Source organism: Mesorhizobium sp. YL-MeA3-2017 (genome assembly GCF_030814575.1).
GTDB lineage: Bacteria > Pseudomonadota > Alphaproteobacteria > Rhizobiales > Rhizobiaceae > Mesorhizobium > Mesorhizobium terrae.
Window position 1 is genome coordinate 870,320 of record NZ_JAUSVH010000001.1, and the last position, 17,073, is coordinate 887,392.

15 protein-coding genes and 1 tRNA gene are annotated in these 17,073 nt (G+C 63.2%); 5 read left to right on the forward strand and 11 right to left on the reverse strand.

Annotation, left to right across the window (positions count from 1 at the left end; translation table 11 throughout):
• Positions 1 to 8: 8 nt before the first annotated feature.
• A complete protein-coding gene (locus QFZ88_RS04060) occupies positions 9 to 407 on the reverse strand; it encodes a hypothetical protein (RefSeq protein WP_024924621.1) in 399 nt (132 codons plus the stop codon).
• A 129-nt stretch (positions 408 to 536) separates the two neighbouring features.
• Here QFZ88_RS04060 and phaC point away from each other — a divergent pair, with 129 nt between their 5' ends.
• The 3 genes from phaC to QFZ88_RS04075 all read left to right on the forward strand — a co-directional run bounded on the left by phaC (position 537) and on the right by QFZ88_RS04075 (position 4,445).
• On the forward strand, positions 537 to 2,369 hold the full coding sequence (gene phaC, locus QFZ88_RS04065) for a class I poly(R)-hydroxyalkanoic acid synthase (protein ID WP_024924620.1): 1,833 nt from the start codon (positions 537 to 539) through the stop codon (positions 2,367 to 2,369).
• A 222-nt stretch (positions 2,370 to 2,591) separates the two neighbouring features.
• Positions 2,592 to 3,878, forward strand: a complete 1,287-nt coding sequence (locus QFZ88_RS04070; RefSeq protein ID WP_036255055.1) for a D-Ala-D-Ala carboxypeptidase family metallohydrolase — start codon at positions 2,592 to 2,594, stop codon at positions 3,876 to 3,878.
• Positions 3,879 to 4,370: 492 nt separating this feature from the next.
• Positions 4,371 to 4,445, forward strand: a tRNA-Glu gene (locus tag QFZ88_RS04075).
• A gap of 379 nt (positions 4,446 to 4,824) precedes the next feature.
• On the opposite strand, the gene QFZ88_RS04080 is transcribed toward QFZ88_RS04075, so the two are convergent.
• From QFZ88_RS04080 to QFZ88_RS04090, 3 genes are read right to left on the reverse strand one after another with little or no spacing between them, the layout of a single operon-like run.
• Positions 4,825 to 7,995: an efflux RND transporter permease subunit gene (locus tag QFZ88_RS04080; protein WP_024924618.1), complete on the reverse strand. Its 3,171-nt coding sequence runs from the start codon at positions 7,993 to 7,995 to the stop codon at positions 4,825 to 4,827.
• Positions 7,992 to 9,431 (reverse strand): efflux RND transporter periplasmic adaptor subunit, encoded by a 1,440-nt coding sequence (locus QFZ88_RS04085; RefSeq protein WP_024924617.1) that lies wholly within the window; start codon positions 9,429 to 9,431, stop codon positions 7,992 to 7,994. The genes QFZ88_RS04080 and QFZ88_RS04085 overlap by 4 nt, the downstream gene beginning before the upstream one ends.
• Positions 9,428 to 9,835, reverse strand: coding sequence for a FixH family protein (locus tag QFZ88_RS04090; RefSeq protein ID WP_024924616.1), 408 nt, complete (start codon positions 9,833 to 9,835; stop codon positions 9,428 to 9,430). Before QFZ88_RS04090 ends, QFZ88_RS04085 begins: the two co-directional genes overlap by 4 nt.
• Positions 9,836 to 9,971: 136 nt before the next feature.
• On the opposite strand from QFZ88_RS04090, the gene QFZ88_RS04095 reads away from it, so the two are divergent.
• Positions 9,972 to 10,820, forward strand: a complete 849-nt coding sequence (locus QFZ88_RS04095; protein ID WP_161773041.1) for a hypothetical protein — start codon at positions 9,972 to 9,974, stop codon at positions 10,818 to 10,820.
• A gap of 67 nt (positions 10,821 to 10,887) precedes the next feature.
• Here QFZ88_RS04095 and QFZ88_RS04100 read toward each other — a convergent pair whose 3' ends face one another.
• The 7 genes from QFZ88_RS04100 to QFZ88_RS04130 form a co-directional block, all read right to left on the reverse strand.
• On the reverse strand, positions 10,888 to 11,328 hold the full coding sequence (locus QFZ88_RS04100; protein ID WP_036255079.1) for a DUF411 domain-containing protein: 441 nt from the start codon (positions 11,326 to 11,328) through the stop codon (positions 10,888 to 10,890).
• Between the two features lie 115 nt (positions 11,329 to 11,443).
• Positions 11,444 to 11,725 carry a copper-binding protein gene (locus tag QFZ88_RS04105; protein WP_024924614.1) on the reverse strand — a complete coding sequence of 94 codons (282 nt, stop codon included), beginning with the start codon at positions 11,723 to 11,725 and terminating at the stop codon, positions 11,444 to 11,446.
• A 45-nt stretch (positions 11,726 to 11,770) separates the two neighbouring features.
• A complete protein-coding gene (locus tag QFZ88_RS04110) occupies positions 11,771 to 12,235 on the reverse strand; it encodes a cupredoxin domain-containing protein (RefSeq protein WP_024924613.1) in 465 nt (154 codons plus the stop codon).
• Between the two features lie 13 nt (positions 12,236 to 12,248).
• Positions 12,249 to 13,658, reverse strand: coding sequence for a copper oxidase (locus QFZ88_RS04115; RefSeq protein WP_024924612.1), 1,410 nt, complete (start codon positions 13,656 to 13,658; stop codon positions 12,249 to 12,251).
• Between the two features lie 19 nt (positions 13,659 to 13,677).
• Entirely contained in the window at positions 13,678 to 15,126 is a 1,449-nt protein-coding gene (locus tag QFZ88_RS04120; protein ID WP_081766889.1) for a TolC family protein, read from the reverse strand.
• Positions 15,123 to 15,341 (reverse strand): hypothetical protein, encoded by a 219-nt coding sequence (locus QFZ88_RS04125; protein WP_081766888.1) that lies wholly within the window; start codon positions 15,339 to 15,341, stop codon positions 15,123 to 15,125. Before QFZ88_RS04125 ends, QFZ88_RS04120 begins: the two co-directional genes overlap by 4 nt.
• A gap of 262 nt (positions 15,342 to 15,603) precedes the next feature.
• Positions 15,604 to 15,999, reverse strand: a complete 396-nt coding sequence (locus QFZ88_RS04130; RefSeq protein ID WP_139116493.1) for a hypothetical protein — start codon at positions 15,997 to 15,999, stop codon at positions 15,604 to 15,606.
• Between the two features lie 479 nt (positions 16,000 to 16,478).
• Here QFZ88_RS04130 and QFZ88_RS04135 point away from each other — a divergent pair, with 479 nt between their 5' ends.
• A complete protein-coding gene (locus tag QFZ88_RS04135; RefSeq protein ID WP_179654193.1) occupies positions 16,479 to 16,769 on the forward strand; it encodes a hypothetical protein in 291 nt (96 codons plus the stop codon).
• Positions 16,770 to 17,073 lie beyond the last annotated feature (304 nt).

Genomic DNA, 17,073 nt, shown 5'->3' on the forward strand with positions numbered 1-17,073 from the left:
CTATATACTCATTTGCAATTCGGGTCGAGGGCGGGGTCGCACTTGGCGCCGATCTGCTTCAGCGCATCCTTGGCGTGATTGGCCTTCAGCGAATCGAGCTGGGCCGCGTCCGCCGCCGCCGTCGTGTCGCCGGGGTTCGCCTGCGCCGTCGACTTGGCGGCGGTGAGCTGCGCCAGCTTGGCGTTCTTCTCGGCGTCGGTGAACTGGGTCGCCGCGTTCTGCGGCCTGAGGTTGAGGTTGGGGAAGGAACCGGTGTCCTTCGGCCCGGTCACCGGGCCGTCCGACAGCGCCACGGCATTCTGGTTGCGCGTGCTGGAGCAGCCGGCAACGGCAAGGCTGCCGAAAATAGCGGCCGCGAGCGCCAGCCGACCGGCGGCGCCAAGAACCTGACCAACACGATCCGTCATTTCACCTTCCCGCAATGGCCGGCCAAGGTCATCCATTTGATAGATTCCGACCCTATTGCCTATTGGCTCCTATTCGACCTTGCATGATACTATGTCAAGAAAACGCTTTCGGGAGGAGCTGCTTAAGTCATGGCCGACAGACCCGATGCAGGCAAGACGGACACTGGTGATGGCGCTTCCGTCGAGCAGTATCTGGTAAAGGACCCGGAGCGCTTCGCGCTCAACATGGCCCGCATGATCGAGCAGGCCGGCAAGGCGGCTTCCGCCTGGGCCGAGCCGCGCGAAAAGGGCGAGGTGCGCGACAGCGTTGCCGAGCCGATGGCCGACATGGTCAAGACCTTCTCCAAGCTGACAGAATATTGGCTGGCCGACCCGAAACGCGCGCTGGAAGCGCAGACGCGGCTGTTCGCGGGTTACATGGGCGTCTGGGCCAACGCCATCCAGCGCGTCGGCGGCGTCGAGGACGAGGCCGCGGGCGTCAAGCCCGATCGCGGCGACAAGCGCTTCCAGGACCCGGAATGGGGCAAGAACGCCTTCTTCGACTTCCTGAAACAGGCCTATCTGGTGACGTCGCGCTGGGCGAACGACCTGGTCGAGCACGCCGAGGGGCTGGACGAGCACACCCGCCACAAGGCCGGCTTCTATGTGAAGCAGGTGTCCAACGCCATCTCGCCTTCCAACTTCATCCTGACCAATCCGGAGCTGTTCCGCGAGACGGTGTCCTCGCATGGCGAGAACCTGGTGCGCGGCATGAGGATGTTCGCCGAGGACATCGCCGCCGGCAAGGGCGACCTGAAGCTGCGCCAGGCCGACTATTCGCAGTTCGAGATCGGCCGCAACATCGCGGTGACGCCGGGCAAGGTGGTCGGCCGTTCCGACGTCGCCGAGATCATCCAGTACAGCCCGGCGACCGAGACGGTGCTGAAGCGGCCGCTGCTGATCTGCCCGCCATGGATCAACAAATTCTACATCCTCGACCTCAACCCGGAAAAATCCTTCATCCGCTGGGCGGTCGAACAGGGCCACACCGTCTTCGTCATCTCGTGGATCAACCCCGACGAGCGCCACGGCACCAAGAACTGGGAGGCCTATATCCGCGAAGGCCTGCAATATGGCCTCGACATCGTCGAGAAGACGACCGGCGAGAGGGAGGTCAACGCCATCGGCTATTGCGTCGGCGGCACGCTGTTGGCGGCAGCACTTGCGCTGCTTGCCCAGGAAGGCGACGACCGCATCCGCTCGGTCACCTTCTTCACCACCCAGGTCGACTTCACCTATGCCGGCGACCTCAAGGTGTTCGTCGACGAGGAGCAGGTGGCGGCGCTGGAACAGGCGATGCGCGGCAAGGGTTTCCTCGACGGCACCAAGATGGCGACCGCCTTCAACATGCTGCGCTCGGGCGACCTGATCTGGCCCTACGTGGTCAACAACTACATGCGCGGCAAGGAGCCCCTGCCCTTCGACCTTCTGTACTGGAACGCCGATTCGACCCGCATGGCGGCGGCCAACCACTCCTTCTACCTGCGCAACTGCTATCTGGAGAACAATCTCTCGCAGGGCCGCATGGAGCTTGCCGGGCGCACCGTCTCGCTCTCAGACATCACAATTCCCGTCTACAACCTCGCTTCCAAGGAAGACCACATCGCACCGGCCCGCTCGGTCTTCCTCGGCTGCCAGTATTTCGGCGGCCCTGTCGATTACGTGATGGCCGGCTCCGGCCACATCGCCGGCGTCGTCAACCCGCCGGCGCTGAAGAAATACCAGCATTGGACCGGCGGCAAGCCGGTTGGGCGATTCGAGGACTGGCTGGTCTCCGCCACCGAGAACCCAGGCTCCTGGTGGCCCCACTGGCAGCGCTGGATCGAGGCGATGACCGACGACAGGGTGCCCGCCCGCATCCCCGGCAAGACCTTGGAACCGCTGGGCGACGCGCCCGGCAGCTATGTCAAAGTCCGAGTGTAACAATCTGTAATGTGTGGTGAGTTGACCCGCGCGTCAAAGCGGGCGAAATGAGCACGTCAATCACAAAGTTGACGCAAATCACGCAGGCCAGCACGATTTCATAAAAACGCTTGCGGATTTGTCACAGGTCTCGTTTCCGATCGCGGAAACTCGATCATTCGGCGACGCCCCGCGCGTCGGTAAAATGACGGTTCGGATCGGTTAGCGAGGGGGAATTCGGATTTGAGCACAGACAAGCCGCGCCTCGCGAAGGGAGAACGCCGCGCTATTGCGGCGGCATTGTGCTCGCTGCTGCTGGCCTCGTGCACCTCCACTGGCGAACCGGTGCTCAACGTCGCCTCCCCTGCCTACAACAACACCGCCCATGCCGGCCCCACGACCGCGCCAGGGGCTGCAACCGTCGAGACCGCCGCCGGCCCCGCTCTTGCCGCCACGGGCCCGCAGGTCGCGGCGGGCCAGCAAACGGCCCCGCAGCCGCTGATGGCATCGACCGGCGACACCATGCTGCCCGACCAGGTCGCTTATCTGCCCACCGCCAAGCCTGGCACCCACCCCTTCCCGCTGACGGTTCCCGCCGACGCGCAGACAATCGCCGGCAACACGCCGCAGCAGCTCGTCGCGCCCGCGCAGACCGAAGAGCAGACCGCCGATGCCGCCGCCAAGGTGGCCGCCGGCAGCGCCGCCGTGCTGGCCCAGAAACCGGCAAGCCAGACGGCGCAGGCCGCCCAAGGCCAGACGCCTGAGATGAACCATCCGGTCTACGTCACCGCCGGTGAAATGCCGGCAGCGCCGGCCAAGTCCGAGAAGAAGGGCTTCCTCGCCTCGCTGTTCGGCTCGTCGCCGGCCAAGGCCGCACCGGCAGCCGCCAAGGCGCAGCCCGTGACGCCGGCCGCGCAGCCGGCGCAGGCGCTCATCCCCGAGCAGAAGTCGGCCAAGCCGATCATCACGCTGGCCTCGGCCACTGCCGGACAGAAGCAGGCGATGCTCGCCTCCGTCGACGGCGCCTCCGCCTTCAACGGCCTGCCCGGCGTGCGCAAGACCGCTCTGTTCGAGATCACCCGCCGCTCCGGCACCTATGACGAGAGCGACGTCGACCTGAACGAAAACGATAGCGGCGCCTATCAGGTGGCTTCGGCCGCCGGCATGGCCCGGCTGGCACCCAACGGCCTCTTGAAGCAGACCGAGAGCGTCGATGTCGCTTGCCTCAAGCCCTCGCTGGTGCGCGTTTTGAAGCAGATCGAGGGCCATTACGGCCGCAAGATGGTGGTCACCTCCGGCTATCGCAATGAGGACCGCAACCGGCAGGCACGCGGCGCCAAGAACTCGCTGCACATGTATTGCGCCGCCGCCGACATCCAGGTTCCCGGTGTCACCAAATGGGATTTGGCGACCTATGTGCGCTCGCTGCCCGGCCGCGGCGGCGTCGGCACCTATTGCCACACCGATTCGGTGCATGTTGACGTCGGCCCCGAGCGCGACTGGAACTGGCGCTGCCGCCGCCGCGGCTGAGCCGGATATAAGACACAACCGACAGGCATGAGAGTTCAGCGCGCCCCTTCGGACGCGGCAAGGCACACTCCAGCACTTTGCCCTGGCGCATGACCCTTTCTCGAAATCGATTCCGATCTTGGCGGCATACGCCCATTCGAACGGGCCGAGGAACGCAGCGCGATTCGCAAACCTCGGTCGCCGATCGCAACCGGACACCTGCCGGCTAGGGTAACCGGCGCCCACGCAGGCAAAAGCGCGTGGCCTTGCCCCGCCCTAGCAGCCGAATCTCCGGGCCTTGCCAGCCACGATTTTCGCCCGAGCATGCCGCCTGCACGGGTTTCATGGGCCCAAAAGCTCGTTTGCGGCATCCATTGGGGACGGATTACCCTGCAAACACCGGGGTTTAGGCTCGGCAGGCGAGGCTTTCTCCGCAAAGCATCAAAAAAATGCAGAAAGCCGGTTTTGACGGGTTGCCCGCCGCCCGCATCGCCACTATAAGCCGCCTTGGCTGCGCCCATCGTCTAGCGGTTAGGACACCGCCCTTTCACGGCGGTAACAGGGGTTCGATTCCCCTTGGGCGTACCAATTTCCTCACAAGATGAAACCTTCAGCGACCTATCGTTTAGGTCGTTTAAAGCGGCGCACCAACACGGCTTTGGTGTCCCGGAGCCGGACTTCCTTATCCTTCACAGTCACTTGCTGAACGATGAGGCGGGCAACGGCCTGCTGAACTCAGGCAGGCCGTTGCGGAGTTTGTCGGAAGGCAGATGCGATCGCCTGTCGATTTTCCGGGTCTATCGAAGGCACGTTGTTGGCATTGATAGAGCGCATGGCCTACGACCCAGTGCAAGGCGCAAACTGGCTTTGCGCCCGAGATCTCGGCCGCCCCATACAGCCCCGTGTTAGTTGGAAACCGGGCTACCTCTGACGATTTCGGTCAACAACGGCTTGTTGAATGCCAAACCTATGATCCAACTGGTTCCCTTCCCGCTGTCGGCTCTCCTTTCCGGTCAATCGATGCTTCGGCCCCAATCAATCGAGCTTTCACCAAACCGTAGATGGCCGGAATGACGATCAGCGTCAGGACGGTTGACGATATCATGCCGCCGATCATCGGCACGGCGATGCGCTGCATCACCTCGGAACCCGTCCCCGTGCTCCACAGGATGGGAACCAGCCCGGCCATGATGGCGACGACCGTCATGATCTTGGGCCTCACGCGCTCCACCGCACCCAGCATGATTGCCTGGTGAAGATCGGCGCGTGTGAACGGCCGCTTTTCCTCGGCGCATTCCTGCTTCAGCTCGGTCACGGCCTGTTCCAGATAAATGAGCATGACCACGCCGGTCTCGGCGGCGACACCGGCAAGCGCGATGAAGCCGACGGCGACCGCCACCGACATGTTGAAGCCCAGCCACCACATCAGCCAGACCCCGCCGACGAGCGCGAATGGCAACGAGGCCATGACGATCAGCGTCTCCGTCAACGCCTGGAAGTTGATGTAGAGCAGCAGGAAGATGATCAGCAGCGTTACCGGAACGACGATCTTCATGCGTGCCTCGGCGCGCTCCAGATATTCGAACTGACCGCTCCAGCCGATGCTGTAGCCGGGTGGCAGCCGCACCTCGGCCGCGACCGCCTTCTGCGCATCGGCGACATAGCCGCCAAGGTCTCGTCCGATGATGTCGACGAAGATGTAGGTGGCGAGCTGGCCGTTCTCGGTGCGGATCGACGTGGCTCCGCGCTTGAGCTCCACCTTCGCCACCTCACCAAGCGGCACGGCGCCACCACCCGGCAGCGGCACCTGCACGTCGGTCTCGATCGCGACCGGGTTCGACCTCATGTCCCGCGGATAGCGGATGTTGACACCGTAGCGCTCGCGACCTTCCACCGTGGTGGTCACGGTTTCGCCACCGAGCGCCGTCGCGATCACATCCTGCACGTCGCCGACCGACAGCCCGTAACGGCCGAGCACCTGCCGGTCCGGGACGATGTCGAGATAATAACCGCCGACGACGCGCTCGGCATAGGCGCTCGACGTGCCCGCAACAGCTTTCAGGACGCGTTCGATCTCGCGCGCAACCTTTTCCATCCCGGCAAGATCGGGACCGAACACCTTGACGCCGACCGGCGTGCGGATGCCCGTGGAAAGCATGTCGATACGGGCGCGGATCGGCATGGTCCAGGCGTTGGACACGCCGGGGAACTGCAACGCAGCGTCCATCTCGGCTTTCAGGCTGTCGATCGTCACACCGGCGCGCCACTGATCCTTGGGTTTGAGATTGATGATGGTCTCGAACATCTCCGTCGGCGCCGGGTCGGTCGCGGTCGCAGCCCGCCCGGCCTTGCCGTAGACCGTGTCCACCTCCGGGAAGGATTTGATGATGCGGTTCTGCATCTGCAGGAGCTCGGCCGCCTTGGTCACCGACAGACCGGGCAGCGTCGTCGGCATGTACATCAGCGTGCCTTCATCAAGGCTCGGCATGAATTCGGAACCGAGCTGGCGCGCCGGCCAAACCGAGACGGCGAGCACCAACAGGGCGAGCAGGATGGTCGGCAATTTCGCGCGCAGGACAAGACGGATCACCGGCCGGTAAAGCCAGATCAGCAGGCGGTTGATGGGGTTCCTGTGCTCGGGAATGATGCGGCCGCGCACGAAAACCACCATCAAGGCCGGCACCAGCGTGACCGACAGCAGCGCTGCCGCAGCCATGGCAAACGTCTTGGTGAAGGCGAGCGGACCGAAGAGCCGGCCTTCCTGCGATTCCAGCGTGAAGATCGGCAGGAAGGAGACGGTGATGATGAGCAGACTGAAGAACAGTGCCGGCCCGACCTCGCTTGCGGCATCGATCAGGACCTGCACGCGCGGCTTGCCAGGTTCGGCCCGCTCCAGATGCTTGTGGGCATTCTCGATCATGACGATGGCGGCATCGATCATGGCGCCCACGGCGATGGCTATACCGCCGAGGCTCATGATGTTGGAGCCAAGCCCAATGGCCTTCATGCCGGCGAAGGCGATGAGGATGCCGACCGGAAGCATCAGGATGGCCACGAGCGCGCTTCTCAGGTGAAGCAGGAAGACCACGCAGACCAGCGCAACGATGATGCTTTCCTCGATCAGCGTCCCCTTCAGCGTCTCGATCGCTGCCTCGATAAGGTGCGAGCGATCATAGACGGGGATGATCTCGACGCCCTTGGGCAGGCTTGATGCCGCATCGGCGAGGCGCTGCTTGACGTTCTCGATGACGTTCAGCGCATTGGCGCCGAAGCGCTGCATGACGATGCCGGAGGCGACCTCCCCTTCCCCATTCAGTTCGGTAATGCCGCGCCGTTCGTCCGGGCCGATCTCGACGCGGGCGACGTCGCGCAAGCGCAGCGGCACGCCCTGATCGGTCTTCAGGACGATATCCTCGATATCGGCCGGCGACTTTATGTAGCCGCGCCCGCGCACCATGAACTCGAATTCGGAAAGTTCGAGCGTGCGTCCGCCGACGTCACGATTGCTGGCGCGAACGGCATCGCGCACCGCCGCCAGCGAGAGCCCCTGGGCGCGCAACCGCAGCGGATCGACGACAATGTTGTACTGCTTGACGAAACCACCGACACTGGCGACCTCGGCAACGCCTTCAGCCTTCGAAGCGACATAACGCACGCTCCAATCCTGCAGCGCGCGCAGTTCGGCGAGCGTCATTTCCTTGGCGACGACGGCGTATTGATAGACCCAGCCGACCCCGGTGGCATCCGGCCCCAGGCTGGGCGTGACACCCGGGGGCAAACGCTGGGCAGCGGCATTCAGATATTCAAGCACCCGGCTGCGCGCCCAATAGGGATCGGTGCCGTCCTCGAAGATCACATAGACGAAGGAGACGCCGAAGAAGGAAAAGCCGCGCACCACCTTGGACTTCGGAACGGTGAGCATGGCCGTGGTGAGCGGATAGGTGACCTGATCCTCGACGACCTGCGGTGCCTGGCCGGCGTAGTCCGTATAGACGATGACCTGAACATCGGAGAGATCGGGAATAGCGTCGAGAGGCAGCGTCTTCAGCGCATAGAACCCGGCGGCGACCGCAAACAGGGTGCCGACGAAGATCAGGACGAGATTGCGGGCCGACCATGCGATAAGCTTGGCGATCATGGCTTGACCTCCTCGCCGGTCATGCCACTCAACGCGGCTTTCAGATTGCTTTCGGCGTCGATCAGGAAATTCGCGGCAACCACCACCTTGTCGCCGGATGCAACGCCGGCGCGGATTTCGGTGAAGCCGCCGCCTTGCCGGCCAACCTCCACCGCGCGCGGTTCGAAGCGCCCCTCGCCCTTGTCGACGATGACGACCTGCCGGGTTCCCGTGCTGATCACGGCGCTGTCGGGAACGGCAACGACGCGGTCGTCGGAACCGCTGGCGATCTCGACATCGGCATACATGTCCGGCAACAGCACGCCATCGGGATTGGCGAGCTCGATCCGCACCTTGGTCGTGCGGGTCGCTGTCGCGACCTGCGGATAGATCAAGGTGACGCGGCCGCCGAATGTCCGGCCAGGCAGGCTGCGCAGCCGCACCGTGGCCGCGGCCCCGACCTTGACGGCGCCGAGCTGATATTCGGGAACATCGGCGACAATCCAGATCGTCGAAATGTCCGCGATGCGGAACAGCACGTCGCCCGACGCTGCCTTCATGCCCTCGACGGCGTTTCGTTGAAGCACGATACCGTCGCGCGAAGCCCGCCAGGTGATGGAGAGCGGTACTTTTCGCGTCTGCTCGATTTCGGCGATCGCATCGGGCGGAACGCCGAGATTTTCAAGCCGCTGGCGCGCACCGCCCAAAGTGCTGTTGTGCGTGGCGGCGCCGAGATCGTTGAGGAACTGCGCACCAGCCGCCGCGATTTCGGGCGCATAGAGCTGGAGCAGCGCCTGCCCCTTGGTGACCCGATCGCCGGTCGTGACCTCGGCGACCTTGTTGACGAAGGCGTCCGCACGCGTGCTGACAACGGTAACGCGCCGCTCGTCGAGCTGGATGGTCCCCGGCACGCGCACGCTGGCGACAATGGCCTTGTCGACCGCTGTCGCGGTGCGCACGCCCGTCTGCTGGAGCCTACCCACGGCGACCTTGATCGACGAGCCGCCCGCCCCCTCGCTCTCATAGACAGGGATGTAGTCCATCCCCATCGAATCCTTCTTCGGGGTGGGCGACGTGTCCGGCAGCCCCATGGGGTTGCGGTAGTAAAGGACGCGGCCTTTGTCCGCGCCGGGAGTTGCCGAAGCTGCCTCCTTCACTGGAGCGCCGGTGTCGAGGCTGACGTCCTCGCCGGCATAGACCGCGAGAAATTCGCGGCCGTCGGCTGTCTTGCGTGGAGCGGCCGAATAGAATGGCCGCCCGTCCGGATCACGGTAGTAGATCACGCGTCCGGTCTTTGCTGCACCGCCTGCTTCCGGCGATGCATTGGCTGGCTCCATCTCGGAAACCAACCGGGCCCAGCCAGGCAGCGCGAGATCGCGACGGCCTGCTTCATAACCACCGATCCCGGCCGCCAGAACGGCAGCCGGGACGAGGCTCATCGCGAGTGCCCGCTTCATGGCAGGACCTCGACGACGAGCTTGTTTTCAAGCGTGCCGGTCTCGCCCTGCACTTTCGCGACGAGTGACAGACGCCATCTGCCTTCCATGCTCAGGGCCGCCTCGAACTTGTAGGTTCCAGGCTCGGCCGATGGCAGCGGCTTGATGGGCGCCGCCATCATCTCCATGCCGTCGGGCGCCATGTCGATCCGCTGCGCGAAGACCACGGCATCCGGAACAGGCGAGCCGTTTCGTTTGTCGACCAGCCGGACCGCGACCTCGACCTTTTGCCCCTGTTTCACGCTTTTCTGGATGAGCTGGAATTCGTAGTCGGTGACGGCGGCATGGGCCGCTGTCGTCGACTGCGTCCAGACAAGGCCGATCGTCATCGCGGCAGCGATGTATTTGTTCACTGAAGTTGTCATTTGGATATCTCATAACGTTCGTTGAACGCGCAAATGCGCGGCGACGCGCGCCGTGAGGCAATCACGGCCCGCGAAACTCGGCCTTAGAAGAGCCGATGGCGAACGTCAGGATCGGGGTGGTGGATGGGGTGGCGAAATGGCCGTCACCGCCAAAGCGGCGTCATCCCATCGAACAAGCAGATCCACCATTTCCAGACGGGTGCCGCCGAAATCAGTCAGTAAGGATGCATTGGCAAAACACTTGGCCACGCAAATTGCCGCCAGCGGGCACGACTTCTGGCAATCGGGAACCGGCGCTTTCTGGTCGGGGCAGCACGGCATGCCGTCGGACATGCCTGACATTTCCGCCATCCCACCCATCGCCGCCGACGGGCTCGCCATCGGCGCAAGGATGAGGCCGACGACAGCGAAAACCCAAAGCAGGCGGGAGAAGGTGTTCAAGAACTGCACTTGGCCATTCTTTCACTTCGCTCGGCGTGAAAAAAGGTCTTCGTTCGCAAATCCGGTCATGCCGGCGGCGATTGTCGGAAAAGTAAGCTCCGCGACAACGCAGGTTGAGGGTCCCTTGCTCGAATGGCGACGCGCTGTTCGAACAGAAAGACTTATGGTGTCCCTCTTCATTTTCGGATCCCTCATCGTCGCGGCAAGCTGCGCCAACGCCGCGTCTCAGCTATTACTTAAAAAATCAGTTTCAAGTAAATACAAAAATTCATACAAAATTCTTACATTAAATACGAACATAGATTTAAGTTTACTTTTCGTCGCCGCCTTGTGTTTCGCAGTTTCCATTTCGATATACATGTATCTTTTGCGACACCACGATGTAAGCATCGTTTTCTCTTCGATGGCACTGACCCAGGTTTTGGTCTACGCGCTCTCGCGCCTTGTACTTCGGGAAAAAGCCTCCTCTTACCGGCGCGCCCTGGGAACAGCGGCCATCGCCATCGGACTTGGCCTCATGGTTGCCAGCGACATTTCGCCCTAGGCGACGCGAGCTTACGTTCGCCGGGCAGTTCCGTCGCACGAAAAACCGAAGGTCAGCTCCGGCCTCGTCAACCAAACTTCATGAAGACGGAACTCGTTGCTCCAAACGTCATCACCTCGAAAGGTTCAGGCTGCACGCCCGGCATCTCCATGCCCGGAGAACCGGCTGGCATGCCGGCGACGGCAAGGCCCTTGATAGCGGGCCGCTCGGTGAGCAATCGGCGCAGTGCTTCGGCCGGAACATGGCCTTCGAGCACATAGCCGTCGACAAGCGCGGTGTGGCAGGATTGCAGCGCTTCGGGGATTCCCATCTGCGTCTTGAGCTTTTCAAGGGCGGTGTCCTCCACGATCTTGACCGGGAATCCGGCCTTGCGGATGTGGTCGGCCCAGGCTCCGCAGCATCCGCAGGAAGGATCCTTGTGGACGGTGACCAAAGGCAGCGTGGTCGCCCTTGCCTGTGAGGCGGCCAGCATCGCAGTCGTCGCAAAAAGAAATAGTCTGCGGTTCATCGTCGTCTCCTGTCCCCGTTCGCAGGCTGCCTGCATCGGCCGGCCCAAAAATTCATTCGCCTTCGCGGGGCTCAACAAGCGAGCCCCGCGAAGGCTTTACGGTTTTCAGTATAGCTTACTTGGCTTTTTCAATCTTGGTCACGGTCAGGCGGCCGTTGACGCGATCGGCCTCGAACTTGACCTTGTCGCCGACCTTGACGGCCTTGAGCGCGGCCGGATCAGCGACCACGAACACCATCGTCATGGCATCCATCTCCAGATTGGTGATCGGGCCATGCTTCAGCGTGACCTTGTTCTGGGCCGTGTCGATCTTGGTTATCTGGCCGTCCACGGGCGCGGCGAAAGCGGAAGTGGCGAGGGCCAGAACAAAAGCCGCGGTGGTTACGATCTTACGCATTGGGTTTCTCCTTCAGTTGCGTTGGGTAGTCGGATTGTGTCGTCTTCACTTGACGACGATGGTGCCGGTCATGCCGGCTTCACGGTGCCCGGGAATGAGGCAGGAGAAGTCGAACTCGCCCGCCTTGGTGAACTTCCAGACGATCTCGCCGCTCTTCTTCGGCGCCAGACGCTTGGCGTTCGGATCGTCATGTTCCATGTCGGGGTTCTTCTGCATCTGTTCGCCATGCTTGAGGTTTTCGGCAAGCGTGCCGAGCACCAGCTCGTGGTCGAGCTCGCCATTGTTGCGCAGCATGAACTTCACCTGCTCGCCCTTCTTGATCTCGACGCGGTTGGGCAGGAATTCCATCTTGCCGTCGGCTTCGCGCATGACGACCTGCACCACGCGCGCCGGCTTCTTCGGGTTGCCGGGCTCGCCATAGGCGCGTTCGCCGTCGTGGCCGGGGTCGGCGATGGCGGCCGCAGGCCACGCCAACATGGCCAGGACCGCAATGAGGGTTCGGGATTTCATGTCGTTTCTATCCTTAGTGATTGTTGTGGGCGTTCTTGGGGGAGGATTGCCCGCCGGGCTTCACCACAGTGACTTCGGCGGTTTTTGACCTGTCGAAGGCGGGCGCTTCCTGACGCGCCGCCTGTTGGGTCTGTCCGGTCCACTCATAGGAGACCGTACCCGACGGGTGCTGATACCAGCCAGGGTCCTTGTAATCCCCGGCGGCCAGCCCTTCGCGAACCTTGACCACCGAGAACATGCCACCCATCTCGATCGGGCCGAACGGACCGAAACCGGTCATCATCGGCAGCGTGTTTTCGGGCAGCGGCATTTCCATTTCGCCCATGTCGGCCATGCCGGCGGTGCCCATCGGCATATAGTCGGGCACCAGGCGCTTGATCTTCTTGGCTACCTCCTTCTTGTCGACACCGATGAAGGTGGCGAGCTCATGCCCCATGGCGTTCATGGTGTGGTGCGACTTGTGGCAATGGATCGCCCAGTCGCCCGGATTGTCGGCCACGAAGTCGAAAGCACGCATCTGGCCGACCGCGCAGTCGATGGTTACTTCCGGCCAGGCCGCCGCTTCCGGCACCCAGCCGCCATCCGTGCACGAGACCTTGAAGTCGTAGCCGTGCATGTGGATCGGATGGTTGGTCATGGTGAGATTGCCGAAGCGCACGCGCACCTTGTCGCCCTTGCCGACCACGAGAGGGTCGATGCCCGGGAAGACACGGCTGTTCCAGGTCCACATGTTGAAGTCGGTCATCTCCGCCACGCGCGGCACATAGGCGCCCGGCTCGATGTCGTAGGACGACATCAGGAAGACGAAGTCGCGGTCGACGCGGCGGAAGGCCGGGTCCTTCGGATGCACGACGAAGAAGCCCATCATGCCCATGGCCATCTGCACCATCTCGTCGGCATGCGGGTGGTACATGAAGGTACCGCTCTTCTGCAGCTGGAACTCGTAGACGAAGGTCTTGCCGACCGGGATGTGCGGCTGGGTGAGACCGCCGACGCCATCCATGCCGCTGGGCAAAAGCTGGCCGTGCCAGTGGATGGTGGTGTGTTCCGGCAGTTTGTTGGTGACGAAGATGCGCACCTTGTCGCCTTCGACCGCCTCGATGGTCGGTCCCGGCGACTGGCCGTTGTAGCCCCACAGATGACCGACCATGCCGGGCGAAAACTCACGCACCACCGGCTCGGCGACGAGATGGAACTCCTTCCAATCGCCGTTCATGCGCCAGGGCAAAGTCCAGCCGTTCAGAGTGACGACGGGGTTGTAGTCCGGCCCGGTTTTCGGCACGAGCGGCGGCTGCATGACGGCCTCCGTCATGGTCGGTGCTTCGGGCACCGAGGCGAAGGCGGTGCGCCCCGATACCGCGCCGGCGCCAAGCAAGGTCATGGCACCGGTGGCGCCGAGGAAGTTGCGACGGGAAACCGTCATGTCTCTTTTCTCCTTGGGGTCACTCATCGCCGCCTCCCGAACCGCCGCCGATGATGGCGCTCTGGTAGTCGACGCCGGCGAGCAAGGCGTCACGCTGTGCCTCGATGGCCGCGACATTGGTCTCGATGCCCTCGCGCGTGGTCGTCAAAAGCTCGAACACGTCGATCAGCATGCCGTTGTATTGAAGCTGGGCCTCTTCCGAGATCACCTTGCGCAGCGGGATGATGCTGCCGCGATATTGGCGGGCGATATCGTTGGCGGCGCGATAGGCAAGAAGTGCCGCGCGCGCCTCGGACCGGATGTTCACGGCCTTTGCCGCGAAGCGGTTGACCGCTTGCATGTAGGTCTCGGCATTGCGCCGCCTGGTGGTCTCGCCCAGATCGAAGATCGGGATCTCCAGTTCGAGGTCGAGCACCCCACCCTTCGGATAGTCCTTCTCGACCTCGCCGTGATCGTTCTTCGTGCGCTCGAAATTGGCGAAGCCGGCGAGCTGGAAGGCCGAGACGTATCGCGTCGCGTTGTCGAGTTTCAGCTGGCGGGCCAGCGCATCCAGCTCCAACCGCGCCGAGATCAGATCGACACGCTTGCGGATCGCCTCCGTCTCGGCCTGATCGGATGTCTGCAGTTTCTTCGGCAGGCCAGGCAGCCTGTCCGGGATCTTGTAGGTCGTATCGGCGCCCCACAGGCCGAGTTCACGCGTCAACGCTTCGCGCGTGACGCCCGCCTCCAGCCTTGCCGTGGCAAGCTGGCTCGATGTCTCCGCGTTGAAGGCCCCTGCCCGCGCCTGATCGAGCTTGGTGGCGGCACCGGTCTCGCCCAGTTTGCGGGTGAGGTCCGCCGCCGCATCGGCTGAAGCGCGCGCGCGCTCGAGATAGGCAACGCGATGTCGGGCGGCGACGGCCTTGTAGTAGGCCTTGCGGGCATTGGCGGCCTGGCGGAACGTCGCTCCGACCGCGCGGTAACGCGCCGCCTCGAATTCCTTCTCGGCGATCGCCTTGCGCGCCGGCAGGGTGAGCAAGGACAGCAGCGAGCCGACAACGCGCCGTTCGATTTCGAGCGATCCTTCCCGCAGCGTGCCACCGAGCGAAATGCCCGGATTGGGTGGCAGGCTGGCTTCGACGAAGGCCGCTTCGGATATGCCGAGCGCATTGTATTCGGCTTGCAGGTTTCTGTTGCCGAGCAGAGCCACCTGGACGGCGCTGTCGGCTGACAACGGCTTGGCGAGAAGTGCCCTGACGCGGGCGTTGGCCGCCTGGGCGTCGGCCTTCGAAGCGATCTTCACCGCGTTGGCACCGAGTGCCGACGACACCTGTGCGCCGACCGGCGACATACCGCCATCCTTGGTGAAGGAGGCGCAGCCAGCGAGGGTCAGAGCAAGCAGGCTGACACCGCCCAGCCTGGCGAATTGCCGCGAAATACGTTGGCCCGCAGGCGGACTGGAGGCGACAAGGGAGATGGGCACGGTCATTTGCCTTTCTCCTTGGGTGCGACCTGTCGGTTGCTGTCGGTCCAGGATTTCGGGGCGACCGGCCGGTAGTCGGTGGTGCCGGCAAGCACCGGCGTGTAGCGCGCGGGCGGCACGGCGACGCCGGCGTCGGCGGGCGACGCTCCAGCGCCGACCTCGGGCAAGGCCGTGCAGGCAGACAGGATGATGGCAGGCGCCATCATGAAGAGAGACCTCATGAATTTTCCTCAACAACGAAGATGAATGGGTTCGCGCCGGCCTTGCGGACCAGGGGTCCGGCGAGGCCATGCATCGATCGATAGGAGGCGCAGCAACGGGTCCGGTGCTATGAAAACACCGAACAGGCGGCAGCAAATCGGCGCGCGATCCTGCGCGAGCGTCATTGGGACGCTCGTCAAGGTCGATGAGAAATCAGGGAATGGCTCTAGATGCGGGGAAATGCCCGCCTAGTGCGCGATGACCCGGTTCTGCGCCGACGCCTCAGGCGCGGGCCAGCCGGGGTGGGCGTTCGAGCCGCACGGTGGCGGCGCCTTCCAGCTCGTCGGTCGGCTGGCGATGCTCGATCTGCCAGGTCACGAAGCTGATCGGCTCGACACATGCAAAGGAAAGGATCGCGGTGTGACAGGCCATGGCACAGCAAGTCTGCGCCAGATCCTGCGGCTGGTGATGCGAACCGCCACAGCCTTGCGTACCTTCCTGGCAGGCATCGCGGTCAACGACCTGTTGGCCAGCGCCATGATCATGCGCACCCGCTGTGTGGTGATCACCAGCGGATGACTGCGTGGCCATTGTCCCGGCAGTCGCCGACAGCCCGGCGGCGGCACTCCAGCCCGTGCTGGTCACGGCCACGGCCACCACCATGAGCGCAATCGCCAACGCCCTGCCCGCCCCTGCTATCGCTGGGAAAAGGCAGCACGAGACGCTCACAATGGTTTGGCGAACTGTCATCAGGCGTGGTTCCAGCGGTTCCGACTTCTCACCTCAACACTGAGGTGCCGATATCGGCGTACAAGGCCGCGGAACAAAAAGTACAGGCCTGGTCCGGTGCTGGCCAACAAGTTTCTTTATACATTTTTGTATAGGTCTCATGCTGGCCGAAATCGTCCGCTGGTTTCCATACGTGCGGGGTGCCGCACGAATCGCAGTCAAGCCGGATATGGCGCGACTTTTGGAGACGATCCGTCAGCGCGTCAAGCGCAAGACTGCCCTCCAGGAATGCGCCGAACAAACTCCGGCAATTCGCCGAAATGAGAATCACAAAATTGTAAGTCGGGCGGAAAGGGACTGTGAGGTCGCACGCCTAGCCTCTGCTCGTCGGGCTCCCAAGACGCCCGCCTTCGAAAAGAGGAATGACCATGAAAACCACCATCGGATATGCGCTGCTTATCGCGGCCGCGATGACCTCGAGCGCGCTTGCCAACAGCGGATCGAACCCCACAAGCAATGGCGTCGACAAGATACTGCAAGGTCATGGATCGAGCGGCGACACGGCGAAGTCGACCTCCAATCCCGATGTTTCCTACAGGGTTCTCGCCAATGGCGACATCGAAAAGGCCAACAGCCGGTACAATCGTGTCGAGATCACCAAGCCGTCCTGGTGGCTCGGCATGAGCCCGCGCCAGCGCGACAGTTGGGCGGGCCGATAACGGTCGCCGTGACATTCGGCCCGTATCCTCCCACGGCGCCGTTCCAACGCATGGGAGCAATCCGCAGGCGGCCAGCCAGCGGATTGCTCCCGAATGTCGTTCATTGGAAATCGCGGAATGCCCGCGACGTTCCTGTTGGTATCACCCTCCACCGGAGGTCGCCCGCTGATGCAGGCCACATCAAACGGCCGTCACCAATCCGTGATCGCAAACCAGAATCCGCCAATCTGGCGACCCAGATTGAACACAGTTATCCCGGAAGCCGGGGGCCGTCATCGGAATCGCCTCCTGGGCGAAGACCCGC